Origin of the sequence: Megasphaera sp. NM10 (assembly GCF_000417505.1) — a bacterium.
GTDB lineage: Bacteria > Bacillota > Negativicutes > Veillonellales > Megasphaeraceae > Megasphaera > Megasphaera intestinihominis.
In genome coordinates, this window is sequence record NZ_APHY01000049.1 from 1 (window position 1) to 19,062 (window position 19,062).

Genomic DNA, 19,062 nt, shown 5'->3' on the forward strand with positions numbered 1-19,062 from the left:
TCAGTAGCTTGCTAAAAAAGAAAAAACAGCGAGCTTATTAAAGTACGCCTTAAAACAGGTAGCTGGCATTTTTCACGAAAATGAAAAATGCCAGCTATTGTGTTAGTTATGGGAAAGAAGGAAGGCTGCAACAAAATGAGCAAAAAAACTCATTTTGTTACAGCCCCTTTTTCTAGAAAAATCGTCCGATAAGGGGCATTTTGGCTGCGTCTTCTTTGGTGACACCGCCGTTGAGGACCATGCAGCCGATGTAGATGGCCGACCCGACGATGCAGGTCAGGAAGAGGTCCAGGAAGAGTCCCAGGTAAGGGAAGAGGAAGGCGTACATGAAATACATGGCCACGCCCATGATGGCGGCAGAGACGATGTTTTTCATGACGACTTTGATGTCGATAACGTAACCGATTTTACGGTAAATGAAGAACATGTTGAGGACGGCAGCGACGCCGATGTCGGCCACTGTCGCATAGGAAGCCCCGGTGATGCCCAGGGTCGGGATGGCGACTAAGAACCAGTTGCACAGGACCTTGGCGACACAGGCGACAGCCATGTTGATGACCGGGATCTTCGGTTTCTTCAGGCCCTGAAGGATAGCCGTCGAAATCTGGTGCAGGCCCAAGAAGCAGATGGCGATGGCCACGGCCCGCGTGGCATCCGTAGCGGCCGGCGCGTTGTAGATGAAGGTGACAATCGGTTCGGCCATGACGTAGAGGATGACGCTGAAGGGAATGGTGACCAGGAAGGAGATGCGCATGGACGTCGCCGTCCGTTCGCGGATTTCATCGTATTCCTTCAAGGTGAAACTGTGGCTGATGGCCGGCACCAGGCTCAGGGCCATGGCTGCCGTCAGGATCGTTGCCAGGTTGATGAGCGGTACGGACATGCCCGTCAGGTAACCGAACAGCTCCGTGGCCTGATGGGTCGAATAACCGGCTACTTCCAGCCGCCGCGGTACGATGAGCAGGTCCAGGTTGGATACGACGGGGAGCATGATGCTCGACAGGGAAATGGGGATAGCCAGGATGACCAGGCGCTTGAGGATGTGCTTGATGCTTTCCTGCTCGAATGTCGGCCCGTCGACGGGGAGGGTCCGCTTCAACTTATAATAGTAATAGACCAGGACCAGCCAGGCTGCAAACCCACCGGCGCCGGCGCCGAGACTGGCACCGCCGGCGGCATAATCGAGGCCGTACGGCAGGAGGAGCGCGGCGAAGCCGAGCATGACGACGACGCGGACCAGCTGTTCAACAATCTGGGAAATGGCTGTCGGTGTCATCTGCTGCCAGCCCTGCAGATAGCCGCGGTAGCCGGCAATGATCGTCGTAAAGAAGATGGCCGGTGCCAGGGCGATGAGCGAATAATAGGCCCGGCTTTCGCGGATGATGTGTTCATCGATGAGGAAGCTGGAACCAAAGAACATGAGGATACTCAAAAAAAGTGCCGTCGTACAGAGCATGGACAAGGACACGTGGAAAATGCGCTGGGCGCCGAAATAGTCCTGTTTGGCTACTTTTTCAGCTGTAATGATGGAAATTGCAATCGGCAGCCCGGCACTGGAAATATCGAGTGCCAGCAGGTAAATCGGGAAAGCCATCTGATAGATGCCGATGCCTTCACCGCCGAGAATACGGGACAAGATGATCCAGTTGATACTGCCAATGGCTTTGACGACAAAGCCCGACAAGGTCAGGATCAATGTGCCGGAGATAAACTTGTTTGCCATGATAACCCCTTAACTCTATAAAATTTTTACCAACATAACAATTAATTTTAGCACATTTGCCAGACCTTGTATATAGTGAAGTGTTAGCCGTTCGTGGGGGCCGTCCCAAAGGGGAGTCAGCCGATAGCCACGTATTCGCCATTATTCATGGCGGGCGCCCCACGTGGCGCCCCTACGAGCCACGAACCACGAACCACGAGCTACGAACCACGAGCCACTAGCCACGAACCACGAGCCACGAGCCACTAGTCACGACCTGCGGTCTGCGCTCTCAAAATATCCATGAATTCTTTGCCGGTAATCGTTTCTTTTTCGTAGAGGTATTTGGCCAGGGCATCCAGGGCCGGGCGATGGTCTTCGAGGATTTTCTTGGCCTTGGCGTGTTGTTCCTTGACGACAGAGACGACTTTGGCGTCGATGTATTTCTGCGTTTCCGGCGCGCAGGCCAGGGACGTATCGCCGCCGAGGTATTTATTGGTGACTGTTTCCATGGCGACCATGTCGAATTCGTCGGTCATGCCGTAACGGGTGATCATGCCCGGGCCAGCTTGGTCGCCTGTTCGATGTCGTTGGAAGCGCCTGTCGTGACCTGGTTGAAGACGACTTCTTCCGCAGCCCGGCCGCCGGTGAGGGTGGCAATCTTGTTTTCCAGTTCTTCCCGGGACAGGATGTATTTATCCTGCTGGTCGACCTGCATGGTGTAGCCCAGGGCGCCTGATGTGCGGGGGATGATGGTGATTTTCTGGACCGGTGCCGAATGGCTCTGGAGGGCAGCGACCAGGGCGTGGCCGATTTCGTGGTAGGCGACGGTCTTCTTTTCGTCGTCCGACAAGATGGCGTTCTTCTTCTGGTAACCGGCGATGACGACTTCGATGCTTTCTTCCAGGTCGGCCTGGCTGACGGCGTCGCAGTGGTCGCGGATGGCGCGCAGGGCCGCTTCATTGACGATATTGGCTAGTTCGGCGCCGGAAGCCCCGGCGGCCATGCGGGCGATAGTGTGGAAGTCGACGTCGTCGCCGAGGGCGACTTTCTTGGCGTGGGCCTTGAGGATGGCTTCACGGCCAGCCAGGTCCGGCAGTTCGACAGGGACGCGGCGGTCGAAACGGCCTGGCCGCAGCAGGGCCGGGTCCAGCGATTCCGGCCGGTTCGTCGCGGCCAGGATGACGACGTTGTCATCGGCGTTGAAACCGTCCATTTCCGTCAGCAGCTGGTTCAGCGTCTGTTCCCGTTCGCTGTTGCCCATGGCATTGCCCGTGCGTTTCTGGCCGATGGCGTCGATTTCGTCGATGAAGATGATGCACGGCGCCTTCTGCTTGGCCTGCTGGAAGAGGTCGCGGACCTTGGAAGCGCCCATGCCGACGAACATTTCGACGAATTCCGACCCGGCAATGGGGAAGAAGGGCACACCGGCTTCACCGGCGACGGCCTTGGCCAGCATGGTCTTGCCTGTGCCCGGCGGGCCGACGAGGAGGACGCCTTTGGGCATCTTGGCCCCGATTTTGGCGTATTTATCAGGATGATGGAGAAAATCGACGATTTCCGACAGGTTTTCCTTGGCTTCGTCTTCACCGGCGACGTCATCGAAATGGATGCCGTTAGCCGACGGGACGTAGACCTTGACCTGGTTCTTGGCGCCGAACATGAGCGAATTGCCGCCGCCGTGGTTCATGAGCTTGCGGTTGAAATAGTAGCCGACGCCGAAGAAAATCAGGATCGGCAGGATCCAGGCGATGAGGAAGTCCGTAAAGGGCGAATCCTTTTCCTTGATGACTTCATTGAAGGAGACATTGGCCTTGTGCAGCCGTTCCGTCAGCTGCGGGTCGTTGACGACGCCCGTGCGGTATTCGTTGCCGTCCTTGTCCTTGAAGAGAATCTGGTTCTCTTCGATTTGGACGTCGGCGATCTTTTCGTCTTCCGTCATGTTCATGAACGTCCCGTAATCGACCTGTTTGACACTCTTCGAATCATAATAAGGCCGGGCGATGGCGTTGAACATGAAAATGACAGCCAAAGCGACGATATAATAGAATAAAATCGGTTTCTTCTTTTCTTTGACTTCTTTCACAATTCCTCACATCCTTTGAAAAAATCAAGCTATACTTTTATTGTACACCCCTTGCGGGACCTGGCAAGAGGGGACTGCCTTGCATATTCCCGGTGGATGTGCTAGGGTAAAAGAAAATACACCAAGAAAGTGATGAAGCATATAATGAATATATTAACCGTAGAAAATGTAAAGAAATCCTATGGCCTGCGCGTCCTCTTCGACGACGTGACCTTTGCCATCGACGGCGGCCAGAAACTGGGCCTCATCGGCTTCAACGGCGCCGGCAAGACGACACTCCTGAAAATCATTGCCGGCCTGACCGACACCGACAGCGGCACGATCTGGCGCAATCCCAAGGCGCGCATCCATTACCTGCCGCAGGAACCGCAGCTCGTGTCGGGCCATACGGTCCTGGAAAGCGTCCTCGACGGCGACCTGCCGGTCATGAAGCTCCTCCAGTGCTACGAAGAAGCGGTCCAGCGCGATGACGATGCAGCCGTCGTCGCCCTCAGTGCCGAAATGGACGAACAGCAGGCGTGGGAACTGGAAGCCCATGCCAAGATCATTCTCAGTAAGTTGGGCATTTCCAATTTTTCCCAGTCCGTCGACGAATTGTCCGGCGGCCAGCGCAAGCGCCTGGGACTGGCCCGGGCCTGATCATGCCCTGCGACCTGCTCATCATGGACGAACCGACGAACCACCTCGACGACAAGACCATCATGTGGCTCGAAGAATACCTGCGCGACAGCAAGGCCGCTATCCTGCTCAGCACGCATGACCGCTATTTCCTGGACTGCGTTGCCGATTCCATGATCGAACTCGACCGGGGTCACGTCTATACCTATACCGGCAATTACGGCCAGTACCTGGAACAGCGCCAGGCCCGGCTCGAACGGGAAGAAGCGAGCGAAGCCAAGCGGCGCAACCTCATCCGCCGTGAAAAGGCCTGGATCCAGCGCGGCGCCCAGGCCCGGTCGACGAAGCAGAAAGCCCGTAAGGAACGGTATGAACAGCTCTGCGCCATCGAAGCGGGCAAACCCATCGGCGAAGTGGAAATGTTCGACACGTCCGTCCGCCTGGGCAAGACCATCATCGACATCGACGACATGGCCTTCGGCTACGACCCGGCCCATCCTTTGTTCCAGCACGTGACCTATCACGTCGTCAAGCACGACCGCATCGGCATCATCGGCGAGAACGGCGTCGGCAAGTCGACACTGCTCAAAGTCCTGGCCGGCCAGCTGGCGCCGACGGAAGGGACAGTCACTATCGGCCAGACCGTGCGCTTCGGATTCTTTACCCAGCAGCTGCCCCAGTTCGACGAAGGCATGCGGGTCATCGACTACGTCCAGGAACACGGCCATTTCGTGACCAACCAGTTCGGTCAGCGCATTTCGGCGACGCGCCTGCTGGACCAGTTCCTGTTCACTGAAGAAATGCAGTATACCTACATTGCCAAGCTGAGCGGCGGCGAACGGCGGCGCCTGTACCTGCTGCGCCTGCTCATGGACCAGCCCAACGTCCTCCTCCTGGATGAACCGACGAACGACCTGGACATCCCGACCCTGACCGTCCTCGAACGCTACCTCGATACCTTCCAGGGCGTCGTCCTCGTCGTATCCCATGACCGCTACTTCCTGGACCGGGTGGTTGATAAACTTTTCACATTAGAAAAGGGGACATGGGACCGCTTTTACGGTGACTATAGTGAATACTTGGAAGAAAAATACAGTCATCACCAAGAAAAGAAAAGCGAAAAGCCCGTTTCACCTTCTATTACTAAAACGAATATTACGCCTACCAAAGCAAAAGCCGGCCTGACGTCGCGGCAGGAAGAAGAATTGCGGCGCATCACGGAAGAACTGCCGCGCTACGAAGCCATGCTCAAAGGCCTCAATGCGGCTATTGCCGCCGCCGGGAGCAATTACGAAGAAGTCGAATCCCTGCTGGCCGAGCAGAAGGAAACGCAGGATAAAGTCGATACGCTGACCGAAAGATGGTGTGAGTTAGAAGACTTAAAATCATAGATTACGGCGATTTTTTTAAAATATTACAAAAAAGCATAGAAATTATGGAAAAATAGGCAGATGAATTACACAAAAGTAATGGAAATCCATGCCACTTTGTATTATCCTATAGGTAATGAAGTTTGTGATAAAATGTTACATAGTTACTGATTTTCAAACTTACTGAATTTCTGACCGAAAAGGAGTATCTGCATATGCCTGAATTTCATTCCCGTTTTGAAAAAATTGACCGTCGTGTTCCCATTGATGAACACAACTGTGCCGTTCAATTTGATGTGACGAAGTGTAAGAACTGCACCTTATGTCGCCGGGCTTGTGCCGACACACAGACTGTGTTGGACTACTATTCCCTGTCCAGTACAGGCGACATGCCCATCTGCGTTCACTGCGGCCAGTGTTCGTCTGCCTGCCCCTTTGGTGCCATCGTCGAAGTCAACGATGTCGACAAGGTCAAGGCAGCCCTGAAAGACCCTGAAAAGATCGTCATCTTCCAGACGGCTCCGGCTGTCCGCGTCGGCCTGGGCGAAGCCTTCGGCATGGACCCCGGTACCTTTGTCGAAGGGAAGATGGTCGCTGCCCTGCGTACGCTCGGTGCGGACTATGTCTTCGATACCGATTTCGGCGCCGACCTGACCATCATGGAAGAAGCGACGGAACTCCTGCACCGCCTGCAGTCCGAAGAAATTCCTATCCCGCAGTTCACCAGCTGCTGCCCGGCCTGGGTCGAATTTGCCGAAACCTTCTACCCCGACCTGCTCCAGCATCTGTCGTCGACCAAGAGTCCTATCAGCATCCTCAGCCCGGTCATCAAGACCTATTTCGCCCAGCAGAAGAACATCGACCCCAAGAAGATCGTCAATGTCTGCGTCACGCCGTGCACGGCCAAGAAAGCGGAAATCCGCCGTCCTGAACTGAGCGCAGCCGGCCTCTTCTGGGATGAACCGGAAATCCGCGATACGGATATCTGCATTACGACGCGTGAACTGGCTCAGTGGATCCAGGACGAAAACATCGATTTCGCCAACCTCGAAGACGGCCAGTTCGACAAGGCCTTTGGCGAAGCTTCCGGCGGCGGCCGTATCTTCGGCAACTCCGGCGGCGTCATGGAAGCGGCTATCCGCACGGCTTACCACATGTTCACGGGTCGTCCGGCACCGAAGGACTTCATTCCCTTTGAACCGGTCCGCGGCCTGCAGGGCGTCAAGAAGGCAACGGTCATCTTCGGCCACTTCGTCCTTCACGTCGCTGCCATCAGCGGCCTGGGCAACGCCCGCGCCTTCATCGACGACCTCATCAAGAACGACTCCTTTGAAGACTACTCCTTCATCGAAGTCATGGCCTGCCCCGGTGGCTGCATCGGCGGCGGCGGCCAGCCGAAAGTCAAACTGCCGCAGGTCAAGAAAGTCCAGGAAGCCCGGACGGCATCGATTTATAAGAGCGACGAAGAAACGGACGTCAAAGCCAGCTGGCAGAACCCGGAAATCGAAGAACTTTACGAAGCCTTCCTCGACGAACCGCTGTCGGAAATGGCCGAATTCACCTTGCACACCTACTTCTCCGACAAGAGCGACCAGCTGGGCCGCATGAAGAACCTCACGCCCCAGACCAACCCCATGTCGCCGAAGTATAAATCCCCGACAACAGAAGAATAGCCTCCCTTGTTAGGGGAGGTGGCCCAAAGGGCCGGAGAGGTTGAATTTCTTAGTAAAAGCCTGCGTAGGGGTCGCCACGTGGGCGACCCGTTAGGGATTTGGATGTTTTTTTAGCAAACTAGTTAGGGAATCTACATATTTCATAGCGGGCGCCCCACGTGGCGCCCCTACAGAAAAAGGACCTGTCGTATAAAAGACAGGTCCTTTTTTTGCTCCCAAACAAGATATTGACAATTAATATCATGAAATGTATAATGACTATGTACTCATTGGAACAAGTCATGTGATAAATGGGACAATGTGGGCAAAACCTTTGTGTAATGCGAGAGGAAACTAGGCACACTCGACCGCAGCGGATAGGGGGACGCCTTCATCGTGTCATGCTTCCAGGCTTTTACACAGAGAAAGAAGGTCATATTGATGAAAAAGAAAATCGTTACATCCTTAGCCGCTATGATGGCTGTCGGCGCAGCCTGCGCTTTTGCAGCCAACCCCTTCGTCGACGTACCGAGCGACAGCTGGGCTTATAAATCCGTCGTCGAACTCGCTGACGCCGGCATCATCCAGGGCGTAGACGGCTCTTATTTCCAGGGCGAACGCAACATCACCCGTTACGAAGCCGCTGAAATGGTCGCCAAAGCCATGGCTCACATGGACAAAGCGTCCGTTGAACAGCGCGCCCTCATCAACAAATTGGCTGATGAATATGCTGACGAACTGAACAACCTCGGCGTCCGCGTCAGTGCCCTGGAAAACCGCGTGGGCAACGTAAAACTCAGCGGTGATGCCCGTATCCGTTTCCAGCATCAGGACACCAGCAGCGAGGCCAGCACGGGCTATAAGAAAGACGCTTCCTGGGATTACCGCGTCCGCGTCCGGGCCAATGCCAAGGTCAATGACCGCACGACCGTAACCTACGGCATCAGCACGGATGACATCAACTTCGCCGATAACGGCGCTGCCAGCGATAACGGCAACATCTTCACGGACGATGCCAAAGTCGACTACAACTTCGGCGGCAACCATTGGAACCTCAGCGTCGGCCGTACCGATACGTACGTCCTGGGCGGTGAAAACGCTTACGGCTTCCAGTATGGCGACGTCTTTGACCGGGCTGAATTGAAATACACCAACGACCACTTCGCAGCTACGGCTGGTTATGGTAAATTCAAAGCCGGTGATACTGTTGAAGATGCTGCAGTTGAAGGCAATGGACTTCTTGGTGTTAAAACCGGTTATGGCGAATTGGAAGGCTTCTTCGGCGGCGGCCGGGCAGCTGGTTCGGCTGTCGGCGTCTACTATAATGATTTCAATGGTATTAACGGTTTTAAAGCTGATGATCTCTGGGGGGCTTATGCCAGCCTCAACTTCGGCAAATGGAACGCCCTGGCTAACTATGAAAAAATCAATAATGACGTTACCAATGATCCGGAAGTATGGATCGGCAAATTGACCTACGGTTCGGCTGCCAGCGATGCCCGCGGCTCCTGGGATGCCTGGGTCGAATACATCAACTCCGACAAGGGCGCGCTCCTCGGCGGTGCGACCAACTCCTGGCGTGATGACAGCGTCCTGGATAACGTCAAATCCTGGGGCGTCGGCATCGACTACACCCTGGCCAAGAACGTCATCCTCACGGCAGCCCAGACCTTTGGCACTCAGACCAAACACGGCAATGCCGCTGACCCTGACGAATTCACCGACGTAGAAATCAACTTCTTGTTCTAAAAAAGGCTCGCCTCATAGGAGAGCTGGCCGCCGAAGGCGGTCTGAGAGGTTGTCTTATAAGGACTGTTTCATAAGGGTATCTGCCATCATGAAACAGTCCTTTTTCGCTAACTGCTGACTGCTAACTGCTAACCCCTAGCCACGAGCCACGAGATAAAAATGATTGCTAATTTTTTATATTATGTTTTGTAGGGGCTCGCGCGTGGCGAGCCCGCCGGGTACATGTGAAATACTTGTGAACCGGATTTGCGTGAACGGGCGCCCCACGTGGTCGCCCCTACAGAAAATAATTGCCAATTCCGCCCGAATCGTTGTATAATGAATAAGTTGAAACAGTTTAGGATCGTAAAGGAGAAGATACTGTGTTGAAAAAATTGTGGATCCTTCCGCTTATGCTGCTCGTCTTCCTGATACCGATGGTATCGGCCCAGGCAGCGGCTAAGCCGGAAATTACCAATGTGCGGACGGCAACGCGAACAGATGCCAACACGCCTTTTGTTCGGACCGTCCTCGATGTCAGCGGTAAGGCCAATCCCAAGCTATACATCGATAACTCCGGCGAGTATGTTTTCGTCACTTTGCCTAACACAGGGATTGGCAAGAATGTGGCTAAGAGCTATAAGCCCAACAGCAACGTCATTTCCCGTGTCACCTTATCGTCTCGCTCGTCGAGTACGGACGTGACCATCAAGGTCCCGCGGGCCGTCACCAAGAATGACGTCAAAGTCTTTACCCTTCCCGGGGCAACAGGCAGTAAAGTATCGAGCCGTGTCGTCATCGACATCAACGATAAATCGGGCAAGCTCAAGCAGTGGAGCCATTGGGGTGATACCAATATCGGTATCAAAGGGGCGACCAAGCCATCTCAGAGCTGGAAACCGTCGTCTACCAAGCAGCCGGCAACCAATGTCCCGGCCTATAGCAGCAGCAAGACCTACAGCCTGACCAAGGGCCTCCAGGGCAAGACCATTGCCATCGACCCCGGCCATGGCGGTTCGGACTCCGGCGCTGTCGGAACGTATTCCAAGGAAAAGGACATTACCCTGGCCATTTCCAAGAAAGTCGCATCCCTGCTCAGTGCAGCTGGTGCCAATGTCATCATGACCCGCACGACTGACGTCGATGTCTACGCACCGTATGATGGCGCTGTCGAAGAACTGCAGGCCCGCTGCAACATCGCCAATGCAGCCAAAGCCGACGTCTTCGTCTGCATCCACATCGATTCCTTCGATTCCCCGTCAGCAGGCGGCGTCACAGCCTATTACAACAGTAAGACCCCGTATGACTACGGTCTGGCCAACTACATCCACCTTCAGAACATGAAGGCGACGAACTTTGCCGACCGCGGCGTCAAGACGGCCAACTTCTACGTCCTCTTGCACACCAACATGCCGGCAACCTTGCTGGAATTGGGCTTCATCTCCAACCCGAACGAAGAAAAAGCCCTCAACTCTGATGCCCAGCAGCAGAACTTTGCCGAAAGCATCGTCAAAGGCCTGGCCGACTACTTCAACCATAACGGGAATTAAGAGAAAAGTTTGTAGTTCAGAGTTTGTAGTAAAAACGGGGCTGTCGCACGAAGACTTCTACCATCATGCGCGGCCCCGTTTACTTTATAGTTTGTAGCACAGAGTTTGTAGTTTGCAGAGAAAACCTTTAAATTTAAACCCATCCGCTAACAACTAACAACTAGCCACTAACAACTTTAAAGGGCTTGTCGTCGTGCGACAAGCCCTTTTTTTTTGAATCATGGAATGAACGCAGTTCGCCGGCCGCAGGTGGCAGGTCGCCGCGATCCTGCGTACCGCAAAAAACACACGACTATTGGCCGTGTGCGTAGGGGCCGCCTGGGTAAGGCGGCCCGCCGTGAGATTTAACCACAACCCATTCGGGTATAATGGCGGATTTTACGAGCTACGAATCACGGGTCACGGCTTTTTCACGGACTCAGATGCGGCTATGCCGCGACAGACTCAGGATTGTATTACGACCGGGTGTCATCTGTCATAAATTCCGGCTATGCGCAGGATTCACGGCGGCCTTTTTGGCCCGTCAGGTGCCGACCAACGGAAGGCGCAGGACGGTTGCCAAAACGGACAGCCGTGGCTGGACGCCTTTCAGGGCGTCCCCCTACGATATCGCATACAGGCGATGAATGAGAACTCTGGTTACATGACAAAAAAAATACACGGCCCATGGCCTTGTGCGTAGGGGCTCGCATGTGGCGAGCCCGCTAGGGAGATTTCATCACAGCCCATGCTGGTATAATGGTGAGGGTTTACGGACTACGAGCCGAGGGTCACTCGAGGCGATGTCGTTCTTCTGAATCTGTTGCCGCGTAGCGGCATTTGAATCCGAGGCGGCCTGCGACCTGCGGGGCCGCCAGGCCCCACGAACCACTAGCCACTAGCCACTAGCCACTAAAACATTGACATCACTCCTTGTTTATGGTATATTAGAGAAGTCGTAGCATAAGTGGCTATGGATAAGCCGCGTGGAGAGGCTCACAAGTTCCCGCAAGGGACGCCGTATTCAGCGAGTATATTGATGAGGAGGTGTCACTCATGTACGCTATTATTAAAACAGGTGGAAAACAGTATCGTGTCCAGGAAGGCGACAACATTTTCGTCGAAAAACTGAATGCCGATGTTGATTCCAACGTAGTATTCGACCAGGTATTGGCAGTCGTTAACGACGGTGATGTTAAAGTAGGTACTCCCGTTGTTGAAGGCGCTAAAGTAACTGCAAAAGTATTGGCTCAGGGCAAAGAAAAGAAAGTCCTCGTTTTCAAATACAAAGCAAAATCCAACTACCGTCGTCGTCAGGGCCATCGTCAGCCGTTCACGAAAGTTACAATCGAAAAGATTGAAGGCTAATGATTACCATTACGATGCATCGCGATAAGAGAGACCGCTACACGGGTTTTACCATAAAAGGCCATGCCGATTATGACGAAGCCGGCAGCGATATTGTCTGTGCCGCCGTATCGGCATTGTCGCAGACAGCCTTGTTGGGTCTCATACAGTATGCTTCGCAAGACGTACCGTATGAAGTAAACGATGGCTTCTTATCCGTCCAGGTCCCCAAGCCCTGTGAAGCCTCACAGATCATCTTAGGGACTATGGTAGCAGGTTTGGAACAAATTGTACGGCAGTATGGAGAATACGTCGTACTCGACTCATAGACGTCAGGAGGTGGACGGAATGTTCAATTTCAACTTACAGCTTTTCGCTCATAAAAAAGGGACAGGCTCCACGCGTAACGGCCGTGATAGCGAATCGAAACGCCTTGGTGTAAAATGCCATGACGGCGTCATCGTTAAAGCCGGCAACATCATCGTTCGCCAGCGTGGTACGCACTTCCATCCGGGCACGAACGTAGGCATCGGCAAAGATGATACCTTGTTCGCAACGGCTGCAGGTAAAGTTGCTTTCGAACGCGCTGGTAAATACAACCGCAAAGTTAGCGTATACCCTGTAGAAGCATAATTAGCTTATAGTACAAAACTTGTAGGGCTCGCTCGTGGGCGACCCGTTAGGGATTTGGATGACTCTTTTCCCGGAGCGGGCGCCCCACGTGGCGCCCCTACAGAAAAAAGGCTGTCTTGATGAGACAGCCTTTTTTTTTATGCCAAAAAAACACTTGTCGTCTTCTCAAAATCCTGTATAATAGAGGATGTATGTACTTTGATTAAACTTAAGCGGAGGTGTTACGCCATGCGCGTTAGTGTCAATGGAGAAAACCGTGAGCTCCATGTCTATGACCGGTCTACGGGCGTCGATTATGCCAAACAGATCCTCTGTTCCCAGGAACAGCTGGTCACGGACATGTACGGCGAGTTCGTCCTGACCGAAGAAGAATACAACCACTGGACCGAACTGCTGGCCATCCAGCAGGAATCGGAAGACCTGCTCTTTGAACTGAAAGACGTCCTGGTCAAGCAGGAACTGGATGATTACATGTATGAAGAAACGAAATACATGACGACGACCATCGAAACGATCCATATGGAAAATATCTGTATCAAAGAGCTGAAAGAAGCCCTGGAAAAAGGCGATGAAAAATGGCTGACTGAGAACCATTTCATCAAGACCCTGAAAAACGTAACAAAATAAAGGAAGTCTTATGTTGAAGAAAATATGCTCGTGGATCATCGGCGTCATTCTCACCGTCCTGGTCCTCCTTATCGGTATCTTTGCTTTTTGGTATTTCGGGTCGACGAACTATCACCTGACAGGCGTCCCGGTCCTGAACTACCATCAGGTCAATAATAAATTCAACACCGTGCTGACCATGAAGCCGGCTAACTTTGACGAACAGATGAAATATCTGCACGACAACGATTACCATTCCATTACGCTGGAACAGTTCGATGCCTACATGCGCGGCGAAGGCGACCTGCCCGACCGGCCAGTCCTCATCACCTTTGATGACGGCTACGTCGACAACTATGAAAACGCCTATCCCATCCTGAAGAAATACCACATGCGCGGCACCATATTCCTGATCATCAACCTCATGAATACGCCGGGCTACCTGACCTGGGACCAGGTCAAGGAAATGTCCGCCGACGGCATGGAATTCGGGTCCCACACCATCAGCCATAAGCCCCTGACCAGCTTTGACCGGGCTGGCGTGCGTCACGAACTGCAGGATTCCAAAGACATCATCGAAAAGATGACAGGGAAACCGTGCCACTTCATCGCCTTCCCGGAAGGCAAATATAACGATATGGTCATGGAAGAAACGCGGGGAGCCGGCTACCGCTACGCTTTCACCGTAGAAACAGGCCGCGACTTCCCCTGGGACGACCCGTATGACCTGGACCGCGTCCCCATGTTTGAAGGCCCTATCAGCTTCAAACACTTCCGGTTCCGTCTGACCTTCAGCGCCTTCAGCGCGCTCCTGTGGAAGACCCATAAATACTTTGAACACATAGAGATGACCAAAGATTTGGCCCAACATATCCCGCAGCCGTAAAAAAGTCGCAGTTATTCAAAAAAAGAGCATTTTATGAAACCCTTGATAAGGGATTTCATGGAATGCTCTTTTTTTTACAAAAATTTTTGTGTCATATTTTGTTTCTACAATGTTAATACTATATATTAACTAATTACAAAATAAAGAATAAAAATATAATTACAAACAAGAGCAATGACTGCTGCAAATAACAGATAAATCGCGTAATAAAGCCTTTTAAAAAGAAAAATAAATGCTATAATGATGTCACAAAATACACATATTATTTACATAAAAATGCAAAATAATGAAAGAAGGTGCATCGAAAAAATCTTACATGATATATACGGTGAAATCATTATCAGCAAAGGATGCGCGAACACATGAATAAGATATTTAAAGTTATTTATAGCAAAACCAGACACTGCTACGTCGTCGTTTCAGAACTGGCTAAAAGTCACTGCAAAACGGCAGGTAGTCATACGGCAAGAAATAAAACAGCATTGACGGCAGCTGTGCTGCTGGCACTGGGGACGTTCTCAGTTGCATCGGTATTTATGCCGATGACCGCAGAAGCGGCCGATAAAACCAAGACTGATGGTTCTAACTTTGTTGGTGTAGAACGCACGGATGGACTGTTGGACGATAGCAAATATGCTAACTATGGTGGCAAAGGAGCAGGTGGGGCTGATTCCATTACTTTGGGCTTGAATGCACAAGCTGGAGCCGGAACAATCACAATCGGCGACCAAATTCCTATCGTCCCATTGATGATACGAAGGCTGCAGCCATTTTGGGTAGTGTTAATGACCCCGTTAAACTTGGCGAAACCATGAAAGATGCTGTCAAGGAAAGTGGCGGTCAGGTCATGGTCATGGGCGGCGGCAACACCGTTGACAAAGCCTACATGACCCAGGTCACCGGTGTCGGCAACACGGTAAGCGGTAAAGATAGCACCTACGCAGAAGGAACATCGACGCAGTACAACTTCGTCAACGGCTTCCAGAATGAACTGTCCAACGGTAAACACGACTATATCATCGGTTCGAACAACAAGGTCAGCGGCGAAAGCGTAGATAAGAATCAGTCTAACATCATCTTCGGTGATAACCATAAGCTGACGGGTCAGAATAACAACGTCATCATCGGTTCCTCTGATACCGCTGATGATGAAACAAAAGTTTCTAATGCTGTGATAGAAGTTGGGTGACAACACGGTTCAGTATGATTTAAATACCAATAAGGATAAGATTACTCTTGCGGGTCAACAAGGTACGACAATTACCAATGTAAAGAGTGCCCTCGATGGTGCTAAAGATGCAGACGGTAAGAAGGCCACGATTGCTACAGCAACCGGCAATGTTCTGAAGAATGCAGCAAACCTTGGCGATTTGCAGAAAGTCTACAACGATGTCAATGCAAAAGCTGATAAAGCCAGTGCTTCGCATACGGCCTTGACCGTAGAAGGTGGCACGCCAGCCGGTAAGGATGATGCAGAGAATAAAGACGTCTATGCTGGCAAGAATATCCTGCTCCATGAATCTACAGGTACAAATGGCAAGGTCACGTATGATCTGAAGCTGGCCAAGGACATCACAATCGGCGAGCCGGGCAAGGACGGTAAAGTCGGCATCTCCGGCAAGGACGGCAAAGATGCGGTCTCCATTTCCGGTAAAGACGGCGTCGGCCTTATCGGCCTGACAGGCCCTGCTGGCACCAATGGCATGAATGGTGCAGATGGCAAGCCGGGAACTTCCATCGATATCACGGTCAAGAATGGCTATGATGGAAAAACTGGAACGGATGGCAAGGATGGTGTTAAAGGTGAAAAAGGTGTGGATGGAACGAGCTTGACCCGTATTGTCTACACCGACAAGACTGGTGAACACCAGGTTGCTACTCTGGAAGATGGCCTGAAATTCAAGGGTGATAATACGACCGTTATTTCCAAGAAGCTCAACAACACCCTCGATATCATCGGTGGTGCAGACAGCAAGAACCTGACGGATAAGAACATTGGTGTCAATAACGACGGTGGCAAGCTGAAAGCCCAGTTGTCTAAGGATTTGACAGGCATGAACAGCACTACCTATACAACCACAACTGGCGAAGGAGAATCGGCAACGACTTCTACGACAGTAGTGAATGGGAATGGCCTGACAATTACGAACGGCCCAAGTATCACCAACAAAGGTGTTGATGGTGGCAACAAAGTCATCACTAATGTTGGCAGTGGCATTGAAAATGATGCAAATGGTAAATATACCGTTACAGATCAGAACAAAGGCAACGCCGCCAATATCGGTGATGTCCAGAACATGGTCAACGATGCCAAGAAGGATTTGACGGATGGAGCTAACGGCCTGAACAGCAAAGCCAACATCGATGCATCCAACATCGGTGCTAACTTGAAAGATGCTGATGGTTCCGCTGCTTCAGCAGATGCTCAGAAAGCTAATGCTGAAAAGTGGGGCAGTGCTATCGGTACCGGTGAAATCAAAGCTGATGATGGTCGGATGGTTACCGGCAAGACCGTCTATAATGAAGTCCGTCCGAAGGAAGATGGCAACTATGTGAAGAAAGATATGACCACCGGCGAAAATCTGTCGGCTCTCGATAGTAAGATTGGCAAACTGGATGAATCGAAAAAGTACAATTACATTGATTCAGGTAAAGATGTTTCCATTTCGGATAACCTGACCAAACTGGATACGCAGGTCAAGAAGAATGCCGATGATATCACTAACATTAACAAATCAATTAGTACGCTTGACCAGAATGTCGTGAAGTATGATGATTCCAACAAGTCGAAAGTCACGCTGGGCGGTGAAGGCGGCACCACCATCACCAATGTCAAGGATGGTGTTCTGAGCGATAGCAGTACAGAGGCTGTCAACGGCAAGCAGCTCTACAATGAACAGCAGGCTCGTGAAGCAGCAGATAAGGTCATCACTGAAAAGGTGACGAACAACACCACGGAAATTACTAAGATTGAAAATGGTGAAGGCTTTACTGACAAAGGTAAGGAAGTTATCCGTGAGTTGGCCAAAGGCTCGGTCAAAGTTATCGCGGGTACAAATACAACTGTAACACCTGGCAGCGACAAAGACGGTGCAAAGACCTACGCGGTCAATGTCGAAGGCAATGGCAAGGTCGCTTCTGACGACAGGGGCTTGATTTCCGGTGACACGCTTTACAAAGAAGTCCATGTCGACAAGGATGGCTCTTACATCAAGGGGAGCAACACAGTCGGTCAAAACCTGTCCGCTTTGGACACAGGCCTCAAGACCACCAGTGACCTCATCCACACGAACGACAAGGACGACACCATCCAGATTGGTGGCAATAGCACGGCCACGAAGATCGATGTCAATGGCAAGGATGGCAAAGGCCGCGTCATCACCGGTGTTGTAACCGATACCGGCGACCCGAACAGCGCAGCTAACGTCGGCTACGTTAACGGTCTCACGGCTGCCAATACGCAGCAGATTTACCGCGACATGAACAACGCGTACAGCCGTTTGGATACGAACATCAACAGAGCCGCAGCCGGCAGCAATGCTTTGGCAGCCCTCCATCCGCTTGATTTCGACCCGGCTGATAAAGCAAGCTTCGCCGTAGGCTATGGACATTACCATAACGCCAACGCAGCTGCTGTCGGCGCCTTCTACCAGCCGAACGCCAACACCATGGTCAACATGGGCATTTCCCTTGGCAACGGCGACCCGGGCTTCAATGCCGGCGTCTCCTTCAAGATTGGCAAAGGCTCCACATACAACGGCGTCAGCAAGGCCGAAATGGCACAGACCATCCATGACCAGGCTGCAGAAATCTCGACTATCAAAGCCAACGATGCAGCTAAGGATAAACGGATCGATGCCCTGGAAAAAGAAAACCAGGAAATGAAGAAACAGATCCAGGAAATCCTGGCCCGCCTGAATGGATAAAAGATAGTGCTGATGCACTGACATAGCCAAAAGAAACCAGCCACAGCGTGAGAAATCACACTGTGGCTGGCTTTTTGTCTCAGATGCGGCTTCGCCGCGACAAAGGCTACAAAAAATGCAATAATTTTTTTTGTTTTATTATATTCATATTTTTATAATTAATTATATTTAAAATGTATTAATATTGTAAATAAGAGGGATAAGTAATCGATTGATGGCTTGAGAATGGCTTTATAACGCTTTATTTTGTCGTTTTATATGCTATAATAAAGTCACAGATTTGTTAAAACTATGATGCCTGTTGTTTGTATAAAATGAATATAATAGGAAAGGAGACTTTTGTTATGAAGCTAATGCATAAAACATTTTTGAATAAGGGTGAATGCCAATACGACTTGACTATTGAGAATGGACAAATAAACGAAAATGTTCATCGGGGGGGGGGATTCTCAATGCTGTCATCGCCAACCTGCCAGGTCGTAGCAAAATGAGTGATTCTCCTAGATGCTGAGTTAGAGACTTTACCAAAAAAAATAAAGTAAAATGATTTGGCAATGTGTAAATCAGGATAGGAGTAAACTATGGCACAGACAACGATTTGTATTCGCATTGATACGGATGTAAAAAAAGAATTCGAAACATTTTGCGACTCCATCGGCATGAGCATGTCGACAGCAATCAACATCTTCATCAAGAAATCCGTCGGGGAACAACGGATCCCCTTCGAGATTACGGCTAAACGGGATAGCGAAAAGTCGTAAAATAAAACAGGGTCTTGTCGCATGTGTGACAAGACCCTGTAAGTGGCTAGCAGATGACTTTAAATTTAAAGGCTTTCTTTGCAAACTACAAACCCCGTACTATAAAGAAAGGGACCACGCACGATGGTAGAAAACTTCGTGCGTGGTCCCCTTTTTTGTCCGCTTTTCCTCGGAATCAGATGCGGCGTTCCGCCGCGACAGACTCATGAAATAAACGC

Annotated in this window: 15 protein-coding genes and 1 pseudogene; 14 read left to right on the plus strand and 2 right to left on the minus strand. The window is 51.5% G+C overall.

All coding sequences use genetic code 11. From position 1 onward, the window contains the following. Positions 1 to 172: 172 nt before the first annotated feature. Entirely contained in the window at positions 173 to 1,723 is a 1,551-nt protein-coding gene (locus NM10_RS08640) for a putative polysaccharide biosynthesis protein (RefSeq protein ID WP_020311199.1), read from the minus strand. 245 nt (positions 1,724 to 1,968) lie between these two features. Continuing rightward, positions 1,969 to 3,719, minus strand: a pseudogene (gene ftsH, locus NM10_RS08645) (ATP-dependent zinc metalloprotease FtsH). A gap of 213 nt (positions 3,720 to 3,932) precedes the next feature. On the opposite strand from ftsH, the gene NM10_RS14660 reads away from it, so the two are divergent. From NM10_RS14660 to NM10_RS08710, 14 genes are all read left to right on the plus strand, one after another. Next, positions 3,933 to 4,427 carry an ATP-binding cassette domain-containing protein gene (locus tag NM10_RS14660; protein WP_020311200.1) on the plus strand — a complete coding sequence of 165 codons (495 nt, stop codon included), beginning with the start codon at positions 3,933 to 3,935 and terminating at the stop codon, positions 4,425 to 4,427. 2 nt (positions 4,428 to 4,429) lie between these two features. Further along, the gene (locus NM10_RS08650) at positions 4,430 to 5,797 is read left to right on the plus strand and encodes an ABC-F family ATP-binding cassette domain-containing protein (RefSeq protein WP_020311201.1); all 1,368 of its coding nucleotides are present in this window, start codon (positions 4,430 to 4,432) and stop codon (positions 5,795 to 5,797) included. Positions 5,798 to 5,991: 194 nt separating this feature from the next. Continuing rightward, the gene (locus NM10_RS08655) at positions 5,992 to 7,449 is read left to right on the plus strand and encodes a [FeFe] hydrogenase, group A (protein WP_020311202.1); all 1,458 of its coding nucleotides are present in this window, start codon (positions 5,992 to 5,994) and stop codon (positions 7,447 to 7,449) included. Between the two features lie 420 nt (positions 7,450 to 7,869). Continuing rightward, entirely contained in the window at positions 7,870 to 9,177 is a 1,308-nt protein-coding gene (locus NM10_RS08660) for an S-layer homology domain-containing protein (RefSeq protein WP_020311203.1), read from the plus strand. Positions 9,178 to 9,539: 362 nt separating this feature from the next. Beyond that, positions 9,540 to 10,706, plus strand: coding sequence for an N-acetylmuramoyl-L-alanine amidase family protein (locus NM10_RS08665; RefSeq protein WP_239639679.1), 1,167 nt, complete (start codon positions 9,540 to 9,542; stop codon positions 10,704 to 10,706). Between the two features lie 1,035 nt (positions 10,707 to 11,741). Next, positions 11,742 to 12,053, plus strand: coding sequence for a 50S ribosomal protein L21 (gene rplU, locus NM10_RS08670; protein ID WP_020311205.1), 312 nt, complete (start codon positions 11,742 to 11,744; stop codon positions 12,051 to 12,053). Then, positions 12,053 to 12,361, plus strand: a complete 309-nt coding sequence (locus NM10_RS08675) for a ribosomal-processing cysteine protease Prp (protein ID WP_020311206.1) — start codon at positions 12,053 to 12,055, stop codon at positions 12,359 to 12,361. The genes rplU and NM10_RS08675 overlap by 1 nt, the downstream gene beginning before the upstream one ends. A gap of 19 nt (positions 12,362 to 12,380) precedes the next feature. After that, entirely contained in the window at positions 12,381 to 12,665 is a 285-nt protein-coding gene (gene rpmA / locus NM10_RS08680) for a 50S ribosomal protein L27 (protein WP_020311207.1), read from the plus strand. Between the two features lie 228 nt (positions 12,666 to 12,893). Further along, entirely contained in the window at positions 12,894 to 13,292 is a 399-nt protein-coding gene (locus tag NM10_RS08685) for a hypothetical protein (protein ID WP_020311208.1), read from the plus strand. A gap of 10 nt (positions 13,293 to 13,302) precedes the next feature. After that, on the plus strand, positions 13,303 to 14,157 hold the full coding sequence (locus NM10_RS08690; protein ID WP_020311209.1) for a polysaccharide deacetylase family protein: 855 nt from the start codon (positions 13,303 to 13,305) through the stop codon (positions 14,155 to 14,157). 362 nt (positions 14,158 to 14,519) lie between these two features. Then, the gene (locus tag NM10_RS08695; protein ID WP_020311210.1) at positions 14,520 to 14,972 is read left to right on the plus strand and encodes an ESPR domain-containing protein; all 453 of its coding nucleotides are present in this window, start codon (positions 14,520 to 14,522) and stop codon (positions 14,970 to 14,972) included. Then, positions 14,969 to 15,346, plus strand: coding sequence for a hypothetical protein (locus NM10_RS08700; protein ID WP_020311211.1), 378 nt, complete (start codon positions 14,969 to 14,971; stop codon positions 15,344 to 15,346). The genes NM10_RS08695 and NM10_RS08700 overlap by 4 nt, the downstream gene beginning before the upstream one ends. Beyond that, a complete protein-coding gene (locus NM10_RS08705; protein ID WP_020311212.1) occupies positions 15,339 to 18,083 on the plus strand; it encodes a YadA C-terminal domain-containing protein in 2,745 nt (914 codons plus the stop codon). Before NM10_RS08700 ends, NM10_RS08705 begins: the two co-directional genes overlap by 8 nt. Positions 18,084 to 18,664: 581 nt before the next feature. Then, the gene (locus NM10_RS08710; protein ID WP_020311213.1) at positions 18,665 to 18,844 is read left to right on the plus strand and encodes a type II toxin-antitoxin system RelB/DinJ family antitoxin; all 180 of its coding nucleotides are present in this window, start codon (positions 18,665 to 18,667) and stop codon (positions 18,842 to 18,844) included. Positions 18,845 to 19,062: the final 218 nt, after the last annotated feature.

What these genes read in the sequence shown, in the direction of transcription:
- NM10_RS08655 (WP_020311202.1), top strand. Translation starts at nt 5,992, where the DNA reads ATGCCTGAATTTCATTCCCGTTTTGAAAAAATTGACCGTCGTGTTCCC.
- rpmA (WP_020311207.1), top strand. Translation starts at nt 12,381, where the DNA reads ATGTTCAATTTCAACTTACAGCTTTTCGCTCATAAAAAAGGGACAGGC.
- rplU (WP_020311205.1), top strand. Translation starts at nt 11,742, where the DNA reads ATGTACGCTATTATTAAAACAGGTGGAAAACAGTATCGTGTCCAGGAA.
- NM10_RS08650 (WP_020311201.1), top strand. Translation starts at nt 4,430, where the DNA reads ATGCCCTGCGACCTGCTCATCATGGACGAACCGACGAACCACCTCGAC.
- NM10_RS08660 (WP_020311203.1), top strand. Translation starts at nt 7,870, where the DNA reads ATGAAAAAGAAAATCGTTACATCCTTAGCCGCTATGATGGCTGTCGGC.
- NM10_RS08685 (WP_020311208.1), top strand. Translation starts at nt 12,894, where the DNA reads ATGCGCGTTAGTGTCAATGGAGAAAACCGTGAGCTCCATGTCTATGAC.
- NM10_RS08675 (WP_020311206.1), top strand. Translation starts at nt 12,053, where the DNA reads ATGATTACCATTACGATGCATCGCGATAAGAGAGACCGCTACACGGGT.
- NM10_RS08695 (WP_020311210.1), top strand. Translation starts at nt 14,520, where the DNA reads ATGAATAAGATATTTAAAGTTATTTATAGCAAAACCAGACACTGCTAC.
- NM10_RS14660 (WP_020311200.1), top strand. Translation starts at nt 3,933, where the DNA reads ATGAATATATTAACCGTAGAAAATGTAAAGAAATCCTATGGCCTGCGC.
- NM10_RS08690 (WP_020311209.1), top strand. Translation starts at nt 13,303, where the DNA reads ATGTTGAAGAAAATATGCTCGTGGATCATCGGCGTCATTCTCACCGTC.
- NM10_RS08640 (WP_020311199.1), bottom strand. Translation starts at nt 1,723, where the DNA reads ATGGCAAACAAGTTTATCTCCGGCACATTGATCCTGACCTTGTCGGGC.
- NM10_RS08710 (WP_020311213.1), top strand. Translation starts at nt 18,665, where the DNA reads ATGGCACAGACAACGATTTGTATTCGCATTGATACGGATGTAAAAAAA.
- NM10_RS08700 (WP_020311211.1), top strand. Translation starts at nt 14,969, where the DNA reads ATGAAAGATGCTGTCAAGGAAAGTGGCGGTCAGGTCATGGTCATGGGC.